The sequence below is a fragment of the Acinetobacter entericus genome (genome assembly GCF_026168575.1).
Lineage (GTDB): Bacteria > Pseudomonadota > Gammaproteobacteria > Pseudomonadales > Moraxellaceae > Acinetobacter > Acinetobacter bouvetii.
Map to the genome: position 1 here is coordinate 43,736 of NZ_JAPEQW010000020.1, position 22,693 is coordinate 66,428.

The window sequence follows — 22,693 nt, forward strand, 5'->3', positions numbered from 1 at the left end:
TCCATTTTGGAAACAAAATCATGCGTCTCACGGATCTGAAAAGCCTGAATGCCTTTATGACTGTGGCTGAATTGGGCAGTTTTGTGCAAGCAGCAGAGAAACTGCATCTCACCCGTTCTGCGGTCAGTAAAATGGTCGCCAAGCTGGAACAGCAAATGGGCGCTGTGCTGCTTACCCGCAATACCCGCCATGTGGCTTTGACCTGCGAAGGCGCAGTACTTTATGAATACAGCCAGCGAGCAGTACAAGAACTGATGACCGCCGAAAATCTGCTGGACAGCAACAGTCAATATATTCGAGGATCGTTACGCCTCTCCATGCCTATGTTATTCGGTCAAAAATTTATTGTGCCGATACTGAAAACCTTGTCTGAACAGCATCCTGAATTAAATATAGAACTGTCTTTTAATGACCGGCGGGTCGATTTAATTGAAGAGAATTTTGATATCGCCATTCGAATCGGCCATCTGGACGACAGCAGCCAGCTGATTGCAAAAAAGCTTGGCCAGCATGCCATGTGGCTGTGCGCCACACCGCAATATTTAGAACAGCATGGCGCCCCGTCATTATTCAGGGACTTAGATCGGCAGCAACTGATTCGCTATGCGAAAGCAGGCCAAATTCAAGATTGGCAATTTAAAGATCCTCATTTGGAAACCATAAGATACAGGCCAAATGGCAGCGTCCAGATGGACGATATGCAGGCTATTTTGGACTACACTTTAATGGATGGCGGAATCAGCTGGCTTCCATCATGGCTGATTCAGCCTTATCTGCAATCTGGGCGGTTGAAGCGCTTGCTGACAGATCATTCAAGTGGCGACTATCCCATTCAAATCGTCTGGAAACATTCACATTTTTTGCCCTTACGCATCCGTATCACCATTGATCTGATCGCCCAATCACTACAGCACCATCTAACTGACGCTTAGCTACTGTGATAAGCGGATGATTAAAGCTTCAAATACATCTCAATATGTGGAATACCGCAGTCTAGATATTCCTCACCCTGCACCTGAAAACCCAAACTGGCATAAAACTGAATGGCATGCACTTGCGATGACAGCTTTAAAAATTCACGCTGTTCAGATTTCGCCTGCTGGATAATGGCTTGCATCAGTAATTTGCCAATGCCCAAACCGCGGTGTGACTTCAATACCGCTACGCGCCCAATGCTGTTATTTTGCAATAATCGCGCAGTCGCAATGGGCCGATGCTGATCATAAACCGCAAATTGCTGGGATACGGCGTCTTCTGCATCCCATTCATCTTCCGGGGCAATCTGCTGTTCCTGAATAAACACCGCATCCCGAATCGGCTTAATCTCCTGCTGCAAGGCAGCCCATGATCCCGACACAATCTTAAATTGGCTCATTCTCATTCCTCAGCACTTGCAGCCAATGTCCTGCTGATCCCATTGATCCTTGAGCAGCAATTCCAAGGAATGCTTCTGAATGCCATACATCTGTTTCAAGGCCTGAATTTGCGCCAAAACCTGCTGATCCGGCGCTTGGCAATCTTGACGCTTGGTGGCCAGAATCATCTTATTTTTACTGGTATGTTCCAATGCCACAAATTCAAAGACTTTGGTGTCATAACCATAGGCTTTGAGCAATAAAGCACGGATGGTATCGGTCAGCATTTCTGCCTGCTGTCCGGCATGAATGCCGAATTGCAGCATCGGCTTCAGCACTTCAGGACTGTGCAGCTGCGGACGCAATTCTTTATGGCAGCACGGCGCGCACATGATCATTTGGGCATTTAAGCGGATACCGGTATGAATAGCAAAGTCAGTGGCTACATCACAGGCGTGCAGGGCAATCATGACATCCAGCTGTTCTGGATTATAGGTCCGCACATCGCCCTGAAAGAAATCTAGCTGCGTGAAGCCTGCTTCAGCCGCAACGTGCTGGCAAAACTCCACCATCTTAGGATTGAGCTCCACCCCTGTGACAAATGGAGTCTGGCCGTGTTTGGCCAGATAATCATATAAGGCAAAGGTTAAATAGCCTTTGCCGGAACCGAAATCCACTATGTGTAAAGGTTTTTCGGCCGGCTGAATTTGCTCTAAAGCCCCCGCGCAAATTTCAACAAACTTATTAATCTGCTTCCACTTGCGCGCCATGCTTGGAATAATCTGCGCATTGGCATCAGTAATGCCCAGCGGCTGCAAAAATTGGCTGTCTTGATCGACATAACGCTGTTTAATTCGGTCATGCCCCTGCTGTTCCGCCCCATCTTTAGATGCTGATTTATTTTTACTGAGGGTCAGCATGGCCTTTTTCTTATTTTTTTTCAGCTGCAGTTCTTCATCTAAAGTCAATAAATTCGCCTGTCTGCAATGCTGAAGTAAAGCGGCCACCTGAGCCGAAGCCTCACTTAAAGGGTAGTTTTTAGTGACGTCCTGGGTTTTATAGCGATACAGGCAGCTCAATACCGGCTCATTTTGCAAAGAAATAACCCGCAAGGTTATTTTTTCCAATTGCGCGAGTTCACCCTTATACTGACTCAGGATTAAGCGCTCAAAACGCTGTTCATCAACGGCTTGCTGAAACGCATCGAGGAATTGCTGTTCCTGTGGGAAGATCGAAGCCGAAGCAGACATATATAAAACCTAAAAAGAATTGCTGTTAAAGTTTAAATCTTCTTACACAAAAAGCAAAATTGAATTACTATACATATGTATATTTAGATATGAGCGACATTAAATGACGAATAACGCTCCGCTTGTTCAAGACTATGACCAGTTTGAAGAACGCTTGAATTTTCTCAGCCACGGCCTTGGCGCAGTATTATCCATCATTGCGGGTATTTTATTGATTCTAAAGGGATCATACCTGCCTACTGGGCAATGGTTTGGGCTTTGGGTCTATGCATTGAGCATGATTCTGCTGTTCTCTGCATCAACGCTCTACCATATGGCAACCACCGCTGACCGCCGCTACTTTTATAAAAAATTAGACCATACCGCCATCTATTATTTAATTGCAGGCACCTATACGCCCTTTCTGGCCATCGCAATTCCAACGGCAAAAGCCCATTATTTGCTGATTGCCTTATGGATCATCGCTATAATTGGAACACTTTTCAAATTAATATTCATTAACTCTTTCCATAAAATTTCATTGATTGCTTATTTGCTCATGGGCTGGCTGGCGATACTGGTCATTGATGATATGCAACGCTTCCTAAGCGCTCAAGCTTTAACCTACCTCATCATTGGCGGGCTTTCTTACACCGTCGGCGCATTGTTTTATGCATTAAAAAGAGTAAGATATACCCACGCTATCTGGCACATTTTTGTACTGATAGGTGCAGGATCACACTTCCTGTCTATCTATCTATACGTGATTTAATCATCTCATTCTTCATTTTCAGCGACCCTGAGCGAGCGGAATAGAGGCGATTGCTGTTGTTTTTTTAAGAAATTACGCCTTTTTTAAAAAGATTGCGCTTTTAAAACTAAGCTTTTTTATTTTTAGTAAGTGTAAGGTCTATCATGGCGTCAACAAATACAGCTGCAGCTCAAGAGCCGGCAGCCAATTCAAAATTCCGCGTACTTACAGCCAGCCTTGTAGGTACAACAATCGAATTCTTCGATTTTTATATTTATGCAACAGCCGCTGTGCTGATCTTCCCGCATTTGTTCTTCCCGGCAAGCACAGATCCAACAACTGCTACCATTCAGTCTTTAGCGACATTCGCGATTGCCTTTATTGCCCGCCCGATTGGCGCAGCATTCTTCGGCCATTTAGGCGACCGTATTGGACGTAAAGCCACTTTGGTTGCCGCTTTGCTGACCATGGGCATATCGACCGTCAGTATTGGCTTGCTGCCAACCTACGCGCAAATTGGCCTTGCTGCGCCATTATTGCTTGCACTTTGCCGCTTAGGCCAAGGGCTCGGATTAGGCGGCGAATGGTCTGGCGCTGTGCTGCTTGCAACTGAAAATGCGCCTGAAGGCAAACGCGCCTGGTATGGGATGTTCCCGCAATTGGGTGCGCCGATTGGTTTTATTTTAGCAACAGGCTCATTCCTGACCCTTGGCGCATTCATGTCTGAAGAAGACTTTATGCAATGGGGCTGGCGTATTCCATTCATTGCCAGTTCACTATTAGTGATTGTGGGTTTATGGATCCGCTTAAAGCTGCATGAAACCCCTGCATTCCAAAAAGTGTTAAACAAGCAAAAAGAAGTAAACATCCCGTTTAAAGAAGTCATGACCAAACATTGGGGCATGCTGATTCTGGGTACAATCGCCGCGATTTGTACATTCGTGGTGTTCTATTTAACCACCGTTTTTGCCTTAAACTGGGGAACAACCAAACTTGGCTATTCACGCGCTGAGTTCTTAGAACTTCAATTGCTTGCAACACTTTGCTTTGCTGCCTTTATTCCGCTTTCTGCAATACTGGCGGAGAAATTTGGCCGTAAAACCACCTCTATCGCGGTTTGTATTGTTTCTGCACTATTCGGCTTAGTGTTCTCTTCGATGCTTGAATCTGGCAGTACCGTTGTGGTGTTCCTATTTCTATGTATTGGTTTATCCATCATGGGCTTAACCTATGGCCCGATCGGCACTGTACTGTCTGAAATTTTCCCAACGTCAGTACGCTACACAGGTTCCGCTTTGACTTTTAACTTAGCAGGCATTTTCGGCGCTTCATTTGCACCTTTAATTGCAACTAAGCTTGCCACTGAATATGGCCTATATGCGGTTGGCTACTATCTTACCGCGGCATCACTGCTTTCACTTCTTGCCTTCCTGGCAATCCGTGAAACCAAAAATGATGATGTAAACAATCAAATCTAAAACTTGTTTCAGCATGCAATAAAAAAAGCCGATGCAAAATGCATCGGCTTTTTTTATTGCTGGGCTGGCCTATTGAACAGCTTATAGTGACTGCTGCAGATCCTCCATCATCAGCTGATAAGTATCTGAAAACACTTCCCGGTCGCCCCCTGAATTATAGAAACTCGGCACAATATAGGTCACCGCCTGCTGGTGATCCTCAGTGAAATACAAGACATTCACCAAAGGTTCAATGTCTGCTTCAGACAAGCCATTTTGCGCAGCCAGCTGCTGAAATTTTTGATAAAAATCAGCAGAAAAAGATTGATTTTCGACTTGAGCAGCTGTGGAAAATTCATGTACCAGCTGATTTAACCCCTGCTCCAGCTGTGCTGACTGCTGCTCAGAGAGTCCAAATAACGTTCCAACTTCCTTATGAAATTCTGACATATTGTTCTACTCTTATTATTCACTATGCTTTGTGTTAAAGCCGGAGCTTCAGAATCAGCAGATATGCACGCCTTTAAGGCAATGCCTTGCTGCCGCTTCATTTAAACTTTGCGTTTAACTGTTTTAATATAATGTGAAATACGTCTACATAACAAGCTAAAAAATCAGATTAATTCAATAATATCAATTGTCGGCGGCACCCTGAATCGGAAAGGCACGCCAACCATGCCGGTGCCCACGGTCACAAAGACATCCGCATGCTCATGCTGATACAGCCCCTTTTTATGACCCAAAATAGAGACCTTTTTCATCACAAAGTCGGTTAGCCACGGCAGCTCAACTTGCCCGCCATGCGTATGCCCTGACAGCATTAACGGCCGGGTCGGAAGCGCAGGCACCATATCTACGGTATCCGGGTTATGCGACAAAATAATCCATGGCTTATCCTGCGGCAATTCCGGCATAAAGCGCATATCCGCCTTGCCAGCCCACAGGTCGCCAATGCCAATCAGTCTGAATTCATTGAATTCGACCACCTGCCCTTCAATATCCATAACATTGTTCTGCTGCAGCGCGCCTTGCAATAATTGCTGAATAGGCGGTCCAGGATACTGCTCATCATGATTGCCATTCACAGAGTATACGGGCGCTTGAATCTCTTTGAGCACCGCCAGCTCTTCCGCCAGTTTATTTTCAGGTTCATAGGTCCAATCCCCGGCCACCACCACCAAATCCGGCTGGGCTTTATTCAGCTTTTTCACAATCAGCTTTAACTGGCGCTCATGGCCTGAAAATAAGCCGATATGCAGATCGGCAACCAAAGCGATTTTCACAGGCTTCAGCATCGCTTTATCGTCATGCAGCTGATAGCGTGTTGTTTTCAGCTGAATAAGATGCGGTTCTATAAAGCGCGCATAGCACAGCACGCCGCTGACCAAAAACACAAAAACCGCTTCATGCGGAAAGTAATAACCGCTCCAGCCTGCATATATGCTGAAAAAAAACAAAGGAATAAGCAAATATGACAAATAAAAAGCCAGCAAATGCACAAAAGCTTTAAAGGGATGAATGGTTTCCGTGCGCAATTGGCTCAGCCACGCCTGAGAAATCCCCCATAGCGCCAGCAGTCCCATACCAATATAAAAATAAATCACAACGGAATTTTGATCCCACATACGAATACTCAACAAATTGACCAGCTGGAATTCACCGACCTTATATTTATCTTTTCATAGCTCGCAATTATACTCAATTCTAATTTTTTGATTTTCTGCACGCATGATCAATACCGCACATGGCATTACGGGCGCTGTAAAGCCGCTGAATTATTCTAAATCAGCAGCGGCTGCACTCGGCTTCAGTTTGATTTTAGGGCTTCCTGCATGCTCGACTTTGCCCAAGCAAACCGTGCAGCCTATCGAATATGCCTTCAGCACCCCCACTGAAGCGACCTCCTTGGCAAAAATTGTCCTGCCGCTGCGCGATGCCAATCCGGGCTTGACAGGCTATCATGTGCTTTACGACCCGCTGGAAGCGCTGGCGGCCCGTATGGAGCTGATCAATAAAGCCGAAAAATCGTTGGATCTGCAATATTATATTTGGGACAATGACAAAATCGGCTCGATGGCCCTGCATTCCATTATTCAAGCCGCAGACCGCGGAGTCAAAGTCCGCCTGCTGATTGATGACAACAATGCAAAAAAAATGGAAGGCATTTATCTGGCGCTGGATCAGCATGCCAATATCGAAGTCAAACTCTATAATCCTTACCGCTTCAGGCATTACCGCGCGATGGATATGCTCTTAAACTTAAAGCGCATCAACCGCCGCATGCACAATAAAAGCTTTATTGCCGACAATCAGATCGCCTTGATTGGCGGGCGCAATATGAGCAATCAATATTACAATTTCAGCGACAATTATCAGTTTTCAGATGTTGATGTCATGCTGGTTGGCGCGGCTTCAGACGAAATCATTCATTCTTTTGATGAATACTGGAATGATAACTATGCATTTCCAGTCAAGCAGCTGGTCAATCCGCGCCATTATACCCTGCGTTTTGACGGGCTGAAGCAGCAGCTGAATGATTTCAATCAGGAAATTACTGTACAAAACTACCTCGACTTGGCCAACCGGTCGCATGCCTTTGATAAATGGCTGAATAATCAAATTCAGTTCGACTGGGTCAAAGCAGAAGTGGTCAAAGACTCGCCAAGCAAAATTAAAGCCAAAGCCAAAAAGGAAGAACATCTCAACTTTCAGCTGCTGAACCACTTGAGCAATCCAGAACAGAGTGTAGATATTGTTTCCGCCTACTTTGTGCCGGAAAAGCACGGCGCAAAAAAACTGAATGACTTAAGTCAAAACGGCGTTCAGGTTCGTGTCCTGACCAACTCGTATAAAGCCAATGATGTCCCGCTGGTACATGCTTTTTATCAAAAATACCGTCAGAATTTATTAGAAAATGATGTGCAGCTGTATGAATTTCTGTCCAATCCCAACGCGGAAAACCTGAATATCAATACCGATGAACTGGCCAGCAAAGCCAAAGTCAGCATCAAAGGCCTGAGCCGTTCCAGCCTGCATGCCAAACTGATGGCGCTGGATGAGAAACAGGTGTTTATCGGTTCTTTTAACTTTGACCCGCGCTCAGCCTATTTAAATACCGAAATCGGGGTGCTGCTGAACAGCCCGTCTTTGGCGCGCGCAGTTCATACCACGATGGATCAGAACCTCAGCAAATATGCCTATAAGCTGGTTTTGGATGCCAATCAGCACATCAACTGGAAAATTAAGCTGGAAAACGGTCAAACCCGTACTTACTATAAAGAGCCTAAAATGAAATGGTGGCAGCGCGCCGGCATGAAAATCATCTCCTGGCTGCCGGCGGAAGGCTTTATGTAAGCCTTTTATCGGGCATTAAAAAATAGCAAACGCTGCCTATCCTGCAGGCTGATTCAGCACCTGCGCATGCAATTTCACCAAACCTTCAGTCATTTTCAGCTGAACCTCCTGAGTCAAGCTCTCCACGGTGTGCCCAGCCGTATCAATCGCCGGCAGCGCCATCAAATGCGCTGTGACTTTCGGCATTTCCAGCACACTCTGCACATGCTTGGCAAAAGAAACTTCATCGACATAGGGCGCAATCATATCCAGCTGCCCCTGCTGATTCACATAGCAAATCAGGCAAATCTGCACAGGCCGCTGCGCTTCAATCGCCGCCCCAAGCAGGCGTCCATGCACTTTTTTTATCCGCGTGCCATCCGATGTCGTCGCTTCTGGAAAAAACAGCACGGGGCTGTCCTGCTTTAAAAACGCCGTCATTTGCTCACGGATTTTAATGGAATCGCCTGAACCGCGCTTAATGAATAACGTCCCGCCGCCTTTCGCCAGCTTGCCCAGCAAAGGCCATTTTTCTATTTCAGCTTTGGCCAAAAAGAACACCCGTGCGCCCGAGCCCAATACGGCCACATCCAGCCAGGAAATATGATTGCTGACCCATAATGCCGGACGGCGCGGGATCTCGCCATGCACTTCAACTTCAATATTGAAGACCTTGCACAGTTTGCGGCAAAAAAACTGCACATAACGCGTATTGGCAGGATTATTCGGATCTTTATACAGCTGATAGTAATACACCAGATAAAAACCTTCGGCTATCGCGCCAATCGACGCAATCACCTTGCGCACATACAGGGAAAAGCGCGAGAACCCTTTTAAATTTGACGATGTCGGTGCAGCAGATTCATTCATACAGTTATCACTAGTCACAAAACGGCTAAATTTTTAACCACAATCTGCATAGCATACTATACCGAAGCGCGCCACTTTGCATTGATCATAAAAACCGAAACTGGGCATCAGCATTTCCCATTTCCATCGATTATACAAATATTTAAAAATATTATTATCGTTTTTACAAATAGAAAGCACTTATGAATGATCAGCACAGCAGTAAAACGGCAGCGCCTTATTGGGCTGCATTAATGTTCATCGGCGCCGCATCCACAATATACAGCGCGCTGATAATTATTTTTGCGCATGGCTTTTACGGCACAATTTAAATTCAGCATTCCCCCGCTCCAGCTCATTTTCGCCTAGAATAGTGTTTTAGTCAGGAGGTTTTGCAGATTGGATCATTTAAAGCAGCAGCGCGGTGAAAAGGTTATCTTGGTCAGTGTTTCGGTACAAATGCTGGAAGATTTGGATGCCGAAGAATTTCATTTGCTTGCACAGTCTGCAGGCGCTGAAATTCTAGAGCACGTTCATGCGCAGCGCATCAGACCTGATGCCAAACTGTTTATTGGTTCCGGCAAAGCCGAAGAAATTGCAGCCCTTGCAGAACAGCATGAAGCGGATCTGGTGATTTTTGACCATGCGCTGACCCCGGCCCAAGCGCGCAATCTGGAAAAAATCATGCATTGCCGCGTGGTTGACCGCACCGAATTGATTTTAGATATCTTTGCACAGCGCGCGCGCACCTATGAAGGCAAGCTTCAGGTTGAACTGGCGCAGCTGCAGCATCTGTCTTCCCGCTTAATCCGCAGCCGCGGCGACTTAGACAGTCAAAAAGGCGGCATCGGCTTGCGCGGGCCGGGTGAAACGGTTTTAGAAACAGACCGCCGCCTGCTGCGCATCCGCATGGGGCAGCTGAAAGCTAAAATCGAAAAAGTCAAACAAACCCGTACGCAAGGCCGTGTCGCCCGTCAAAAAGCCGCCGTTCCAACGGTGTCTTTAGTCGGCTATACCAATGCCGGAAAATCAACCCTATTCAACATTCTGGCAGACAGTGATGTCTATGCGGCAGATCAGCTGTTTGCAACGCTGGATCCGACTTTACGGCGCTTGAATTGGGATGGCATCGGCAATTTAGTTTTGGCCGATACGGTGGGCTTTGTCCGCAACCTGTCACACTCTTTAGTAGAGTCTTTTAAAGCGACGCTGGAAGAAACCGTTGAAGCGACGTTACTGCTGCATGTGATTGATTCCAGCAGCCCGGACATGCTGGAGCAGATTGAAGCGGTCGAAAAAGTGCTGAAAGAAATTGGCGCAGACGTGCCTGTGCTTCAGGTGTACAACAAAATTGATGCCACGGGCGAACAGGCCAAAATCATTTATACGGCGCCGCACCAGCCCGGCCGTGTCTATATCTCGGCGCATACGCAGCAAGGGCTCGACCTTCTCAGGCAAGCCGTGCATGAATGCCTGATGGGCAACATCCAAAGTTTTGAACTGAACTTAAAACCCGCGTACGGCAAGCTGCGCAATCAGCTGTATGAACTGAATGTGATTCAGTCTGAACAGTATGATGATCAAGGCAATCTGCATCTGCATGTCATCATGGCGCCGCATAAATTAGAACAGCTGATTAAACAGGCGCATTTGCCTATCTCTGAAATTTTAGGCGACCGCGCCAGCCTATTTCAAAAACCGCTTGAAGAATTTGAAATCAAAGACTAAATCGGTTAAAACGTGATTAGTTAAATTTTTAATGAAAGATCAAAATGGACTGGATCAAGCGCATCGACTGGAAAGCATGGATAAGTACAATTGCTTTAATTATCATCTTCCGTGAAGGTGCCGTCTGGGTTATGAAACAATTCGGCCACCCGGAACTGGGCAATTTAGCCGGCCTCATCAGCCTGCTGTCGGTGCTTGCTTTGTGGAGGAAATTCAAGAAAATTCCAGCAAGTTTAGTCGATACCAACAATAAGATTATGAAAGAAAGCGCGTTTGCCTTTCTGCCGATCAGCGCAGGCTCACTGCTGATGATGATGCATTTGGGTGATGAAACGCCGATGTTCTTAATCGTCCTGTTCGTCAGCACCCTCATCCCGCTCTGGGTATATGCAAAAATGTCCAAGAAGTGGCTGTAGGAGAATCAACATGCTTGCAATAATTTCCGCATTCTTCATCACACTGATTGCCTATCTTGCGGCCAAACCGATTAATAAAAAATTACCGCAAATTCCAGTCATTGTGATTGGCATGTTTTTCGTGATCGGCATGCTGTACCTCTTTGGCATTCCTTATGAAAACTACATGGCGCAAGTAAACCCGCTCTTCAACAACTTACTGGGTTATGTCACGGTAGCCTTGGCGATCCCTTTAGCAGCGATGCGCTATGATGATTTGCCATTAAAGGCGGTAGGCGGCATTTTAGTCTTTGCCAGCATCAGCGCTGTTGCCTTGCCGATGGGTTTGGCGTACCTGCTTCACCTATCCGATCCGACCATTATGGCTTTTGCAACCCGGGCAGTGACCACCCCTATTGCGATTAACATCGCCGCGCTGCTGCATTCGCCCGTGCCGCTGGTCATCTTAATTGTGATTCTTTCCGGCGTAATTGGCGCTGCTTTTTCTCCTTTAATTCTGCGGCATATCAACGATGAACGCGCTTCCGGCTTAGCGCTGGGATTGGCTGCGCATGCCATTGGCACAGCTCAGGCATGGCAGCGCGGCAGTGTGGCTGGACGCTACGCGGCGTTTGGCATGGCTGTGAATGCAGTCTTTACCGCTATTTGGCTGCCATCATTTATCTTTTTCCTGCAAAAAATGTGACTGAACAATCATTTTTAAACAATTGTTTTGCTTAAAAATCCAGCATATGATCAACAGACGTTTTTCATATTAAAAAAGGATGATTTTGATGGGAAAATTTAAATTGACCGCTGCGCTAATGCTGAGCAGCTTTTCGAGCATGCTTTGGGCCAATGATATTTCGGGGCTATGGAAAAATATTGATGACAAAACGGGCTCTTCAAAAGCAGTCCTGGAAATCCGCCAAGAATCTAACGGCACTTATACGGCTAAAATTATCAAAGTCACGCCGCGCCCAGGCTATACGCCTAAAGAAACCTGCGTAGACTGCCCTTCACCCTATACCAACAAACCGATTCTCGGCTTAGATGTCTTGACTGGATTAAAGCCAAGCGGTGAGAACAACTATTCCGGCGGGAAAATTCTTGACCCGCTTTCAGGTAAACTTTACAGCACCAAAGCGAAATTAAGCCCAAATGGCAAGCGTATAACTTTACGCGGCTATGTCGGAGTTTCAGCATTAGGCCGCAGCCAAACGTGGATACGTCAAGATTAACCGCAACCGCGCAGCTGTTTTTTATTAAAATGCAGTTTTAAAATATTTTTTTAAAGCTCAGTTGTATAATAGCTTCACCTTGCATAGCATAAAATTAGATTCAGAAATTGGATTTCAGGCAATAAAAAGGAAGAATAAAAATGCAGAGAAATATTATATGGGCTTCATTCGCAGGTTTGCTTTCATTCAGCTCTACACTCTTTGCCCAAGATCTTACAGGCATTTGGCAGCAGATTGATGACAAAACAGGATCCCCTAAGGCGCTGATTGATATCCGCAAAGAACAAAACGGGACATTTACCGGAAAAATCACCAAAATCACGCCGCGTCCCGGCTATACCCCGCGTGAAAAATGTGTCGATTGCCCTTCTCCTTATACCAACCAGCCTATTCTTGGCTTAGATGTTTTTAAGAATTTAAAATCTGACGGTGAAAATGTGTACTCTGGAGGGAAAATCCTTGATCCGCTTTCTGGTAAAATTTACAATTTGAAGGGCAAGCAGTCAGCTAACGGTAAACGCTTGCTTTTAAGAGGATATATTGGCATATCCGCGATTGGCCGTACACAGACATGGATTCGCCAAGATTAAAGTTTTATGTCCATATCTGTTTATTTTGTGACAAATCATTTAGGGGTTTTATGAAGCGGAATTTGAAATTGGGGCTCCTTTTGCTTGGCGCCGCATTTAGCGGTTCAGCATTAGCGCAGGACTTAACAGGCACTTGGCAATCTATTGATGATAAAACAGGGTCGCCAAAAGCGGTTATTGAAATCCGTAAAGAAGATAATGGCACCTACACTGGTAAAATTGTCAAAATTACGCCTCGACCGGGCTACACACCTCAAAAGACATGCAATGACTGTCCGGCGCCTTACAAGAATCAGCCTATTTTAGGCATGGAGATTCTCAAGGGCTTAAAATATGTTGACGGCACTGGCAATTATGAAAAGGGCCGTGTCATCGATCCGCTTGCAGGGAAAGTGTATAACGCAAAAGTAAAACTGAATGCGACGGGCAAACGTCTCACTTTACGCGCCTATATGGGGGTTTCAACCTTAGGCCGCAATCAGACTTGGCTGCGCATTGATTAATTATATTTCGAAAAAAAGCCGCAATTATTTGCGGCTTTTTTATTGTTTCTGCTTTTACAAAATAATCATACAGAATAATCATTTTAGAACAGCGGATTGTCCACACGGAATATTTCCTGATCCTCCAAACGGCAGGCAATCAGCTGATTGCCCCAAACGCAGCCGCCATCGACATTCTGTATGCGGTCAGAGATTGTTCTTCCCTGCAATGCCGCCCAATGGCCAAAGAAAATCCGATGGGTTTTTGCAGCCTGTGATTCAAACTCAAACCACGGCCGGAAGCCCTCGGGCATCGGCTCATCCAAAGCATCTTTGAAGCTGAATTCCATGCGGCCTTCAGCATCTGTGAGGCGCATGCGGGTCAAATAATTGGTAATGCAGCGTAAACGCTCATTGCCTTGCAGCTCATCCGACCAAAGCGTCGGTTTTTTACCATACATCTCTTTTAAAAAGCCGTCGAGCACAGCAAGGTCATCATGGCCAATCACCGCCTCAACTTCTTTGGCTAAGGCCACTGCCTGCGCTGCAGTCCAATTGCAGGGAATGCCGGCATGCGTCAGCACCGTACCGTCATCCGGGAGCAGGCATAAAGGCTGCTTGCGCAGCCAGTCAATCAAATCATCACTTTCCAAGGCATTAATCACGTCTTGGGTATTGTCCTGTTCCTTGATTTCTTTGATGCCGCGCGCAACAGCCAGCAAATTAAGGTCATGATTGCCCAGCACCGTGGCGGCTGCACCGCAGTCCGCCAGCTTTTTAATAAAACGCAATGCGCCAATTGAGTTTTCACCGCGCGCCACCAAATCGCCAGCAAACCAGATAAAATCCTGATCCGCATCAAATTGAATATGCTTCAGCAATGCTTTTAAAGCTTCAAAACAGCCCTGCACATCACCAATAACATAGTTATAGCGCGCCATCTTATGCATCCACCATCTGATCCGCCAAAGCGACAAATTGCGCTAGTGTTAAGGTTTCAGGACGCGCCATCGGATCAACCCCAGCACTCTCGAAACCATCTTCCGCCAGCATGCCTTTTAAGCTGTTGCGCAATGTTTTGCGGCGTTGCGTAAAGACATGCGAGACCAAGCGCGCCAGAGCTTTTTCATTTTTCGCCACAATCGGCTTCACTGCATAAGGCTCTAAACGAAAAACGGCCGAAGTCACTTTTGGCGGCGGGTTAAATGAGCCAGGCGGCACTTCAAACAAAAAGGTCGGTTTGCAGAAATACTGAATCATGACGGACAGGCGGCCATATTCTTTGGTATTCGGCGATGCAGTGATACGGTCCACGACTTCTTTTTGCAGCATGAAATGCATGTCTTTCACTTTGTCGCCAAATTCCAAGAGATGGAACAGCAATGGCGTCGAGATATTGTATGGCAAGTTGCCGACTACGCGCAGCGGGCGGCCATCCTGAAACAATTCAGTAAAGTCATATTTCAGCGCATCTGTTTCAACAATGGTCAGACGCTCTGGATGCGGGACACGCCCCGGCAGGCCGGCAGCCAAATCGCGGTCAAGCTCAACCACAGTCAAAGCGTCACATTCGCCAATTAAAGGCGATGTTAAAGCGGCTAAACCCGGGCCAATTTCCACAACATTATCGCCGGCACGAGGATTAACTGAACGGACTATTTTTGCAATGACACGTTGGTCATGTAAGAAGTTTTGACCAAAACGCTTGCGCGTGTGATGCCCTTCATCTTTTGGGTTTAAGGCATTAATTTGATACATAAAAACATTTCCAACGTGAGTAATGGGTAAAAATCAGCGGCGAGCCAAATCGAGGGCTAAATCAACAGCGGCATGTAAGCTTGAACTTTTTGCCAGTCCTGTACCCGCAAGGGAGAGCGCTGTGCCATGATCTACAGAAGTGCGGATAAAAGGCAAACCCAAAGTAATATTAATAGCTTCACCGAAGCCTTGCGATTTTAACACAGGTAAACCCTGATCGTGATACATCGCCAAAACGGCATCAGCATCTTTTAAATGTTCGGGGGTAAATAAAGTATCGGCCGGCAAACTTAAACTCATATTTACGCCTTGAGCGCGGTAGCTTTCCAGTACAGGATTAATCACTTCAATTTCTTCATGACCAAGATAACCGTCCTCACCTGCATGTGGGTTTAAACCACACACCAAAATTTGCGGATGATCTTTTTTAAATTTAGTTTTTAAATCATGGATGAGAATATCAATGACTTGATGCAATCTCTCTTTGGTAATCGCGTCTGCAACATCACGCAATGGTAAATGTGTCGTTGCTAATGCTACACGTAAAGTTTTCGTTGCGAGCATCATGACTACACGTTCCACACCAGCAAACTCTTGATAATATTCAGTATGACCACTGAAATGTATCCCCGCATCATTGATTACGGATTTCTGCACTGGTGCTGTCGCCACCCCGACACTTTGCCCTTCCATCGCGTAATAAGCTGAACGGCGAAGTTGTTCTAATACATAAGCTGAATTTTTCGGATTTAACTTACCTAGCACCACATCTTCATATAAAGGCACATGCTCAACATAAAGCTGACCTTTCTTTGAAGATTCAGTTTGCCCCATATATTCAATCAGTTCGATATTTTGATTTAAAATTTTGGCACGATCTCGCAACATATTGATATCGGCCAATACCACGATTGGACGTTCATCAACACGTTCAGCCAAACTTAAACAAATATCTGGACCAATGCCCGCAGGTTCACCGCTGGTGATATATAAGGGAAGCATAAGCAACCTAAAGAAAATAGTCTTAAGACAATTAGTTTACATAATCTAAAAAAAAACTGAGATTCTCATTTAAAATTATTCGAAGTCACACCATTCAAATAAGCAATAAAAAGGGCAATATAGATCAGAATACCGAGTACAAAAAGGACAAAGCCGATTTTTAAAAAATATTTTCTTTTTGTCGGCCTAGACCTCAATAACAAAAATATAGGAATAACAAAACAAATGAGATAACTCATATATGCCACAGAAAACTTAAACATCAATCCGAATGTAACAACGAATAAAATTGGAATGAGCAATGTTCCCCAAGAAATCCCGATCATGGTTGCCAACAAAACAAATATCGTCCAAACACCTGAATTTGGATGAATAATTAAATAATATAATGGGACGTAGACGGTGGCTAAAAGATGAAGCAAAACAATTAAGCTGAGATTCTGTATATTAATCATCATAATTAAAACTCATTTTTTGAGCGATAAGCTTTTATTATTCTTAATAAAAATATTTATTCACCACAAATACCATACTACCTAAAAAAGAGCTAGTTAAATAATAAACAATCGTCTATAATTCAGCACCTGAAATTCTATATTTCGATTGTGGATTCTTCATGTTTCATGTAGAATTTGCTCTTCTTTTGTTTGGACAGATTCCATAGTCCAAACCAACTATAATAGGTAGTGGTTTAATGAAAACTCTCAGCGCTAAGCCAGCTGAAGTTCAACACGACTGGTACGTTGTTGATGCTTCTGGCAAAACTTTAGGTCGCCTTGCGACTGAAATCGCTCGTCGTTTACGCGGTAAGCATAAAACTTCTTATACTCCTCACGTTGACACTGGCGATTATATCGTTGTAATCAATGCTGAAGAAATTACTGTGACTGGTAAAAAAGCTCACGATAAGAAATACTATCGCCACACTGGTTTCCCTGGTGGTATCCGTGAGACTAACTTTGAAAAGTTAATCGCTCACAAACCAGAAGCAGTTTTAGAAAAAGCTGTTAAAGGTATGTTGCCAAAAGGTCCTCTTGGTTATGCAATGATCAAGAAAATGAAAGTGTATGCAGGTACAGAGCATCCACATGCTGCTCAACAGCCACAAGTTTTGGACATCTAAGGGATAACAGCACATGGCTACTAATTATGGTACAGGTCGCCGTAAGACCGCAACTGCACGTGTTTTCTTGTCAGCTGGTACAGGCAAACTCGTAATCAACAACCGTACTCTTGAACAGTATTTCGGTCGTGAAACTGCTCGCATGGTTGTAAATCAACCTCTAGAGCTTTTAGAAGCAACTGAAAAGTATGACCTTTACATCACTGTTGCTGGTGGTGGTATCGGCGGTCAAGCTGGCGCTATCCGTCACGGTATTACTCGCGCATTGATCGCTTCTGACGAAACGCTTAAGCCTGCTCTTCGTCAAGCTGGTTTCGTTACTCGTGATGCTCGTGAAGTTGAACGTAAGAAACTTGGTTTACGTAAAGCGCGTAAACGTCCTCAATTCTCTAAACGTTAATTCGTTTACCGAATCGGACAAAAAAGCCTTGGATTATCCAAGGCTTTTTTTATCCCATCAATCAAGCAAAACAGCGTATAAAACGTCGATGTGCTCCCCCTAAAGAGCAGATCAATAACACCGCCTTCAATATGTTTTTTACAATGAGGCCATTATTAACCTCAAAATAAAAGGCAGCACAGCTTGATCCTGCTGCAATACTAGATCATCCAGAAAAAAGAATGCCGCGCCATGCAAAGAAAGGTACTGTCAAATTCCAAGATCAGGCAGCATCGATTAATCCAAACTGTTTCGTGATTTTATGGGTGTTTTTTAGTATCCTATCTCATTCAAAACAGATTGTTCAGGATTTATGTCACTCGAAAATGCCCCTCCTCAAGGAATCACGCTGTATAGCCATGCAGATGATTTTCGATCCCACTGGATCCGCTATGTCCTTGCGGAAAAGCAAATTAAGTACAACCTGGTTTTGACCGATGAAGATGACGAAGATCTCGCCAGCTTAAATCCTTACAATCAGCTGCCCATGCTGGTAGAAAATGAACTAAAGCTGTTTAAAGCCAGCATCATTTCTGAATATATCGACGACCGTTACCGTCAAAATAAGCTGTATGCCGATGCTCCAGCGCCGCGCGCAGAACAGCGCCAGTATATTTGGCGCTTTGAACAGGATTGGCTCAATCTTGCCGATATCATGCTGCGCCATGCAGATTCATTAGATATCAATGCTCAAAAAAAAGCGCAAAGCAAACTGCGGGATACACTGGTCTCACTCACCCCATTATTTCAGCATTTTCCCTTTTTCATGTCAGAGCATTTCAGTATCCTGGACTGCATGCTGGCGCCCATTTTTTTACGCTTAAAAACGATGGGAATTATTCTGCCTCAACAGCACTGCCGTCCAATCCATTTGTATTGCCAGCGCATTTTCAACCGTCCTGCTTTTGTAAAATCCATGACATTGCAGGAAAAAAACCGTTACAGTGAATTATTGTCGAATTAATCGAGCCCCATATGTCTGAACAAGAATTAAACCTCAGCCCAACCCGCCCTTACATGGCCCGCGCCATTTATGAATGGATTTGCGATAATCAGCTCACACCTTACCTACTTGTGGATGCAACGCAGCCCAATACCATGGTGCCAGAGCAGTTTATTCAAGACGGCCAAATCACTTTAAATCTTGTACCGCATGCGGTACACGCCTTAAACATGAGCAATGATGCAATCACCTTCTCTGCACGTTTTGGCGGTGTTTCACGTGATTTGTACGTACCGTTTTCAGCGGTGCTTGGCATCTATGCCCGTGAAAATGGTCAAGGCTTATTCTTTGATCCAACTGAATATCAGCATATCCAAAATAGCGAAGATGCTTTAAAATCAGACACTGAACAAAAAAATGAACAGCCAAAGAAAAAACCTAGCTTAAGGCTATTAGATTAAAAATATGGAGCAGTAAAATGGCTTTTGACTTAGTACAGTACTTTGCAGAACAATTAGAGACTCAAAAGCCCGAGCTTCTCCCCCATCTCTCCAAGGAAGATAAGCGGAGCCATATTGCTGAAATAAATGCTTTAACTCTCGGTGAACTCATTAGCCAATGGCGCTTAAATGACAAAAAAGTTTATCAAGAAATTACTTCTCCAGATGATTTATACGTGCAGGAAGTTGCACGGCATTTAACAACTTCTAAAGAAAACGCCTCCAGCCTTCCCCGTGCGGAGCTTGAGGAATTAACCGCCGCAATATTCAAGCGCCAGCTCACCGAACTGAAACAGCTGCATGATACAGGCAACCACACTCTGCAAAGCATCCGCGAACTGCTGCTTGGCCAAATCGAGCATTTATCCGGGCAAGCCGACAATTGGGTTTGGTCAACAAACAACCTTTTAGAATTAAAAGGTTCCAAACCTATAATTGCAGATGAGCTATCATTAGAGGAATCAATGAAGGAGTTTAATCAAATGGTGAATCAGCACACAGGCCACGAACAGGAAGAAACTGCCCCGATCATTCCAACATGGTCAAAAGTAGCAGAACCTCTTGTAGCTATTGTTATTTTATGGGTACTTTATTCCGCTGTTTGCAATATATTTGCTTAAAAGAAAACATAAAAAATGATCAGTGAATACTGATCTTTTTTTATGTCAATATTTCAGAATACCTACTAAATTAATCAACAATGTATACTTTTGTAAAAAATAAAAATAATGATGAACATTTCGCATATATTTTTACCAAATTACATTTCTTTACACAAATTTAAGGCAGTAAAAAAAAGAGTGTTAAAACACTAAAAAACAAAATAATTGATACTTCCATCACACTTAGCATAAGATCATTTGTAAAAAAAAAAGACAAAAATACAAGCAAATTAACGCATCAAAATTATTTTATTGAAATGTCATGCCCCCCTCCTATAATTAAATTAAGTAATTAACAAAGTCTTTAATTACCTGCTTCAACACAATAAATAATCATTTACAAAACCAGTAAGAGGGAAAAAATCATGGCTAAAGTTTCATTAGATTCACTTACCAATATTGATGGTTTTATTGCGGCAGCGCTTGTTGATGGGGAAAGCGGGCTGGCGCTCGCAACACAAGGCGGAGGCGGAATTGATTTAGAGCTTGCGGCAGCGGGAAATACTGAAGTCGTACGCTCAAAGCGCCGTGTAGCTCAATCATTGAACTTGAATGACCATATCGAAGATATTCTGATTACACTGGGTAAACAATATCATTTGATCCGCCCATTGGAACAAAATGCAAATGTCTTCCTATACATGGTTCTTGACCGTTCTAAGTCAAACCTTGCAATGGCTAGGCATGAGCTCAAAGCTTATGAAAAAGAATTAGACTTTAGCTAAATACCTTAAATTCCCTGCATATCAAAATATGCAGGGAATTTTTAATTGAACTACACAAAATTCCACCAGCAGACAGAGAGATAACAATGAGTAAGCAATATATTAATATTGCAATATCAGGTTTAAGTATCCATGATGCGGAGGAGCTGAAATCCCAGCTTGGCAATATTATTAATGAAAAATTCTCCATCCAATGGAAAACAGCTTCAGACATTAATTTAGACTGCTTATTTATTCATGAAAATTTTTTCGAAACTGAGGGAATACAAAGAGTTCTGAACAACCGTAAATTTCCATGGCTTAAAGTTGCCAAAGATGACTCCCTTTGCGGAAAATTAAGAAATAACACCTTGTATTTGCCGCTGCTTGATTCAGCAGAATTAGATGAATGGATTAAAAACTATATTGTTCAAAACAATCAGCCAATAGATGATGAGGCAAAACATATAACTAATCAGCATCTCTATACAGTATTGCCTGAAGACCACCATTTCTCTGAAAGCTATTTTAAAGAAATGCATAATGCTGAAGTGCATAACAAATTACACATTTTTGACACTCACGGATCACTCGGCGTCATCGATATTGCAAACAATCTAGCTTACAGCAATCCAGAAAGAATTCTAAATCATACAGATTTCAGTTTTAATTATGATTTTGCATCAACGACAGATCTGACTAAAGTATCTAGAAAAAACAGCCACATTCTTCAAGATTGGATTTGGAACTTATTCTGGAAATCTCCTAATTTTTATCAAATAGCCCCAGAAGATGGCCACTACCGCATCCATTTTTGGCCTAAGCCTTATGACACAAAGCACCGTAAAAAAATATTCCAGATGTCAGCATGTTTTGTACAAGGCGCTAAAATCTCAAAAATTGCAGAACAGCACAATATTCCAATAGAAATGGTCCGCCAATTTATCGCCGCCAATATGGCCGCTGGAAATATCAGCAAAATCAATCTTTGGGATAACCATTATACTCCCCCTGAAAAAGCAGACACTCATTCCGAAGAAAACATGATTGCAAGCTTTTTTGGAAAATTACGCAGAAAATTCGGTTTCTAGCGACAGGAGAAGTTGCATGATTTTACAGCAATACAAAATAGTATTTGCAGGAACAATGGGCGCTGGAAAAACAGAAGCCATCCGTTCGCTTTCAGACATACCAGTGCTTCTTACTGAAGCATTTAATACAGATCAAGAAAGCCATGCAAAAATGGAAACTACCGTCGGCATAGATTATGGCGAAGTAACGCTAGAAGATGGCGTTAAAATTGGCTTATATGGCACCCCGGGACAAAGCCGATTTGATTTTATTTGGCCTGTTATTTGCCAAGGCGCGATAGGCGCAATTATTTTAATAGACCATAATTGTGATGCGCCATTGCAAGAGCTTGAAACCTTTTTAGAAACTTTCCAAAACTATACGGATAATTTTGCGATTGGCATTACACACGTTGATGTTAATAGCAATCTTCACTCATTGTCCATTTATAAAGAATGGCTAATTGGGCAAGATTTATTTTGCCCTTTATTTTTTATAGATGCTCGAAAAAAAGAAGATACTTTGCTTTTGCTTGAAGCCCTTATTACAGCTGTAGAAGTCAATCACAACATTAGCGCTTAAGGAGCATATATGTTCAATATTAAAGAAAAACGAGTTGCTTCAGCTGAATTGATCGACAAAGCAAAGCAAGAATTGCAAGACATCATATCCAATGTGCGCGGTGTCAATTTTGTTATGGTTTGTTCAACTGATGGCTTTGAACTTGCCAGCCTTTATAAAAGAGATATTTACAATAAAGGCAAACTGGCTGCTGTCAGCAGTTCAATTTTGGCGATGGTTACAGCATTTACTCAAGAAATTCACCTAACAGGCTGTCAATCCATTACATTAGATGCCGAAAATGGCAAAGTCGTACTTTCCGCGATAGCTGCAAAAAATCATCCAATGATTATTGTTGCTATGGCAGATAAAGATGTTTTATTGGGACAGCTCTTATATGCTATTAAAAAGACAACTCATGCGATTAAATCAGCTGATTTAGAACTGATTTAATGAATATCTCCCATTATGCACACATAAAAAAATCCCCCTAACTCGTTTGAGTTAGGGGGATTTTCGA

General features: G+C 43.8%; 28 protein-coding genes. 20 read left to right on the forward strand and 8 right to left on the reverse strand.

Annotation, left to right across the window (positions count from 1 at the left end):
- Nucleotides 1-20 precede the first annotated feature (20 nt).
- On the forward strand, nt 21-932 hold the full coding sequence (locus OKC24_RS14400; RefSeq protein WP_130147978.1) for a LysR substrate-binding domain-containing protein: 912 nt from the start codon (nt 21-23) through the stop codon (nt 930-932).
- Between the two features lie 20 nt (nt 933-952).
- Here OKC24_RS14400 and OKC24_RS14405 read toward each other — a convergent pair whose 3' ends face one another.
- Nucleotides 953-1,375 (reverse strand): GNAT family N-acetyltransferase, encoded by a 423-nt coding sequence (locus OKC24_RS14405; RefSeq protein WP_171457758.1) that lies wholly within the window; start codon nt 1,373-1,375, stop codon nt 953-955.
- A gap of 9 nt (nt 1,376-1,384) precedes the next feature.
- Entirely contained in the window at nt 1,385-2,605 is a 1,221-nt protein-coding gene (locus tag OKC24_RS14410) for a class I SAM-dependent methyltransferase (RefSeq protein ID WP_131276075.1), read from the reverse strand.
- Nucleotides 2,606-2,708: 103 nt separating this feature from the next.
- On the opposite strand from OKC24_RS14410, the gene trhA reads away from it, so the two are divergent.
- Together trhA and OKC24_RS14420 are read left to right on the forward strand one after the other, a co-directional pair.
- A complete protein-coding gene (gene trhA / locus OKC24_RS14415; RefSeq protein ID WP_130147972.1) occupies nt 2,709-3,356 on the forward strand; it encodes a PAQR family membrane homeostasis protein TrhA in 648 nt (215 codons plus the stop codon).
- A gap of 143 nt (nt 3,357-3,499) precedes the next feature.
- Nucleotides 3,500-4,813, forward strand: a complete 1,314-nt coding sequence (locus OKC24_RS14420) for an MFS transporter (protein ID WP_130147970.1) — start codon at nt 3,500-3,502, stop codon at nt 4,811-4,813.
- An 81-nt stretch (nt 4,814-4,894) separates the two neighbouring features.
- On the opposite strand, the gene OKC24_RS14425 is transcribed toward OKC24_RS14420, so the two are convergent.
- Both OKC24_RS14425 and OKC24_RS14430 read right to left on the reverse strand, forming a co-directional pair.
- The gene (locus OKC24_RS14425; protein ID WP_130147968.1) at nt 4,895-5,242 is read right to left on the reverse strand and encodes a hypothetical protein; all 348 of its coding nucleotides are present in this window, start codon (nt 5,240-5,242) and stop codon (nt 4,895-4,897) included.
- Nucleotides 5,243-5,406: 164 nt separating this feature from the next.
- Nucleotides 5,407-6,417, reverse strand: a complete 1,011-nt coding sequence (locus OKC24_RS14430; RefSeq protein ID WP_219190065.1) for a metallophosphoesterase — start codon at nt 6,415-6,417, stop codon at nt 5,407-5,409.
- Nucleotides 6,418-6,520: 103 nt separating this feature from the next.
- Here OKC24_RS14430 and OKC24_RS14435 point away from each other — a divergent pair, with 103 nt between their 5' ends.
- Nucleotides 6,521-8,146 (forward strand): phospholipase D family protein, encoded by a 1,626-nt coding sequence (locus OKC24_RS14435; RefSeq protein ID WP_265465785.1) that lies wholly within the window; start codon nt 6,521-6,523, stop codon nt 8,144-8,146.
- A gap of 36 nt (nt 8,147-8,182) precedes the next feature.
- On the opposite strand, the gene OKC24_RS14440 is transcribed toward OKC24_RS14435, so the two are convergent.
- The gene (locus OKC24_RS14440; RefSeq protein WP_219190067.1) at nt 8,183-8,995 is read right to left on the reverse strand and encodes a lysophospholipid acyltransferase family protein; all 813 of its coding nucleotides are present in this window, start codon (nt 8,993-8,995) and stop codon (nt 8,183-8,185) included.
- A gap of 182 nt (nt 8,996-9,177) precedes the next feature.
- Here OKC24_RS14440 and OKC24_RS14445 point away from each other — a divergent pair, with 182 nt between their 5' ends.
- The 7 genes from OKC24_RS14445 (at nt 9,178) to OKC24_RS14475 (ending at nt 13,431) form a co-directional block, all read left to right on the forward strand.
- Complete coding sequence (locus tag OKC24_RS14445; protein ID WP_265465787.1) at nt 9,178-9,306, forward strand: hypothetical protein; 129 nt, start codon at nt 9,178-9,180, stop codon at nt 9,304-9,306.
- Nucleotides 9,307-9,373: 67 nt separating this feature from the next.
- A complete protein-coding gene (gene hflX, locus OKC24_RS14450; protein WP_265465789.1) occupies nt 9,374-10,702 on the forward strand; it encodes a ribosome rescue GTPase HflX in 1,329 nt (442 codons plus the stop codon).
- 44 nt (nt 10,703-10,746) lie between these two features.
- The gene (locus tag OKC24_RS14455; RefSeq protein WP_130147958.1) at nt 10,747-11,118 is read left to right on the forward strand and encodes a hypothetical protein; all 372 of its coding nucleotides are present in this window, start codon (nt 10,747-10,749) and stop codon (nt 11,116-11,118) included.
- A 10-nt stretch (nt 11,119-11,128) separates the two neighbouring features.
- The gene (locus tag OKC24_RS14460) at nt 11,129-11,803 is read left to right on the forward strand and encodes an LrgB family protein (protein ID WP_130147956.1); all 675 of its coding nucleotides are present in this window, start codon (nt 11,129-11,131) and stop codon (nt 11,801-11,803) included.
- An 88-nt stretch (nt 11,804-11,891) separates the two neighbouring features.
- Nucleotides 11,892-12,338 carry a DUF2147 domain-containing protein gene (locus tag OKC24_RS14465; protein WP_130147954.1) on the forward strand — a complete coding sequence of 149 codons (447 nt, stop codon included), beginning with the start codon at nt 11,892-11,894 and terminating at the stop codon, nt 12,336-12,338.
- Nucleotides 12,339-12,478: 140 nt separating this feature from the next.
- Nucleotides 12,479-12,928 (forward strand): DUF2147 domain-containing protein, encoded by a 450-nt coding sequence (locus OKC24_RS14470; RefSeq protein ID WP_005007750.1) that lies wholly within the window; start codon nt 12,479-12,481, stop codon nt 12,926-12,928.
- 50 nt (nt 12,929-12,978) lie between these two features.
- Nucleotides 12,979-13,431 (forward strand): DUF2147 domain-containing protein, encoded by a 453-nt coding sequence (locus tag OKC24_RS14475; RefSeq protein ID WP_005007748.1) that lies wholly within the window; start codon nt 12,979-12,981, stop codon nt 13,429-13,431.
- 83 nt (nt 13,432-13,514) lie between these two features.
- Here the strand turns inward: OKC24_RS14475 and OKC24_RS14480 are convergent, their stop codons facing one another.
- Genes OKC24_RS14480 through pdxA form a run of 3 tightly spaced genes read right to left on the reverse strand, consistent with a single transcriptional unit; the run spans nt 13,515 to nt 16,170 of the window.
- The gene (locus OKC24_RS14480; RefSeq protein ID WP_265465794.1) at nt 13,515-14,360 is read right to left on the reverse strand and encodes a symmetrical bis(5'-nucleosyl)-tetraphosphatase; all 846 of its coding nucleotides are present in this window, start codon (nt 14,358-14,360) and stop codon (nt 13,515-13,517) included.
- On the reverse strand, nt 14,353-15,168 hold the full coding sequence (rsmA, locus tag OKC24_RS14485; protein WP_005007744.1) for a 16S rRNA (adenine(1518)-N(6)/adenine(1519)-N(6))-dimethyltransferase RsmA: 816 nt from the start codon (nt 15,166-15,168) through the stop codon (nt 14,353-14,355). Before rsmA ends, OKC24_RS14480 begins: the two co-directional genes overlap by 8 nt.
- Nucleotides 15,169-15,201: 33 nt before the next feature.
- Entirely contained in the window at nt 15,202-16,170 is a 969-nt protein-coding gene (pdxA, locus tag OKC24_RS14490) for a 4-hydroxythreonine-4-phosphate dehydrogenase PdxA (protein ID WP_130147950.1), read from the reverse strand.
- Nucleotides 16,171-16,864: 694 nt separating this feature from the next.
- On the opposite strand from pdxA, the gene rplM reads away from it, so the two are divergent.
- The 9 genes from rplM (at nt 16,865) to OKC24_RS14535 (ending at nt 22,626) form a co-directional block, all read left to right on the forward strand.
- Entirely contained in the window at nt 16,865-17,293 is a 429-nt protein-coding gene (rplM, locus tag OKC24_RS14495; RefSeq protein WP_005007737.1) for a 50S ribosomal protein L13, read from the forward strand.
- Between the two features lie 13 nt (nt 17,294-17,306).
- On the forward strand, nt 17,307-17,693 hold the full coding sequence (gene rpsI / locus OKC24_RS14500; RefSeq protein WP_005007735.1) for a 30S ribosomal protein S9: 387 nt from the start codon (nt 17,307-17,309) through the stop codon (nt 17,691-17,693).
- 352 nt (nt 17,694-18,045) lie between these two features.
- Nucleotides 18,046-18,696, forward strand: coding sequence for a glutathione S-transferase N-terminal domain-containing protein (locus tag OKC24_RS14505; RefSeq protein ID WP_005007733.1), 651 nt, complete (start codon nt 18,046-18,048; stop codon nt 18,694-18,696).
- An 11-nt stretch (nt 18,697-18,707) separates the two neighbouring features.
- The gene (locus OKC24_RS14510; RefSeq protein ID WP_130147948.1) at nt 18,708-19,136 is read left to right on the forward strand and encodes a ClpXP protease specificity-enhancing factor; all 429 of its coding nucleotides are present in this window, start codon (nt 18,708-18,710) and stop codon (nt 19,134-19,136) included.
- Nucleotides 19,137-19,153: 17 nt separating this feature from the next.
- Nucleotides 19,154-19,795 (forward strand): hypothetical protein, encoded by a 642-nt coding sequence (locus OKC24_RS14515; RefSeq protein ID WP_130147946.1) that lies wholly within the window; start codon nt 19,154-19,156, stop codon nt 19,793-19,795.
- Between the two features lie 407 nt (nt 19,796-20,202).
- Nucleotides 20,203-20,562, forward strand: a complete 360-nt coding sequence (locus OKC24_RS14520) for a roadblock/LC7 domain-containing protein (protein WP_130147944.1) — start codon at nt 20,203-20,205, stop codon at nt 20,560-20,562.
- Between the two features lie 86 nt (nt 20,563-20,648).
- Complete coding sequence (locus tag OKC24_RS14525) at nt 20,649-21,632, forward strand: hypothetical protein (protein WP_130147942.1); 984 nt, start codon at nt 20,649-20,651, stop codon at nt 21,630-21,632.
- 16 nt (nt 21,633-21,648) lie between these two features.
- Entirely contained in the window at nt 21,649-22,194 is a 546-nt protein-coding gene (locus OKC24_RS14530) for a GTP-binding protein (protein ID WP_130147940.1), read from the forward strand.
- A gap of 9 nt (nt 22,195-22,203) precedes the next feature.
- On the forward strand, nt 22,204-22,626 hold the full coding sequence (locus OKC24_RS14535) for a roadblock/LC7 domain-containing protein (RefSeq protein WP_130147938.1): 423 nt from the start codon (nt 22,204-22,206) through the stop codon (nt 22,624-22,626).
- The last annotated feature ends 67 nt before the right edge of the window (nt 22,627-22,693 follow it).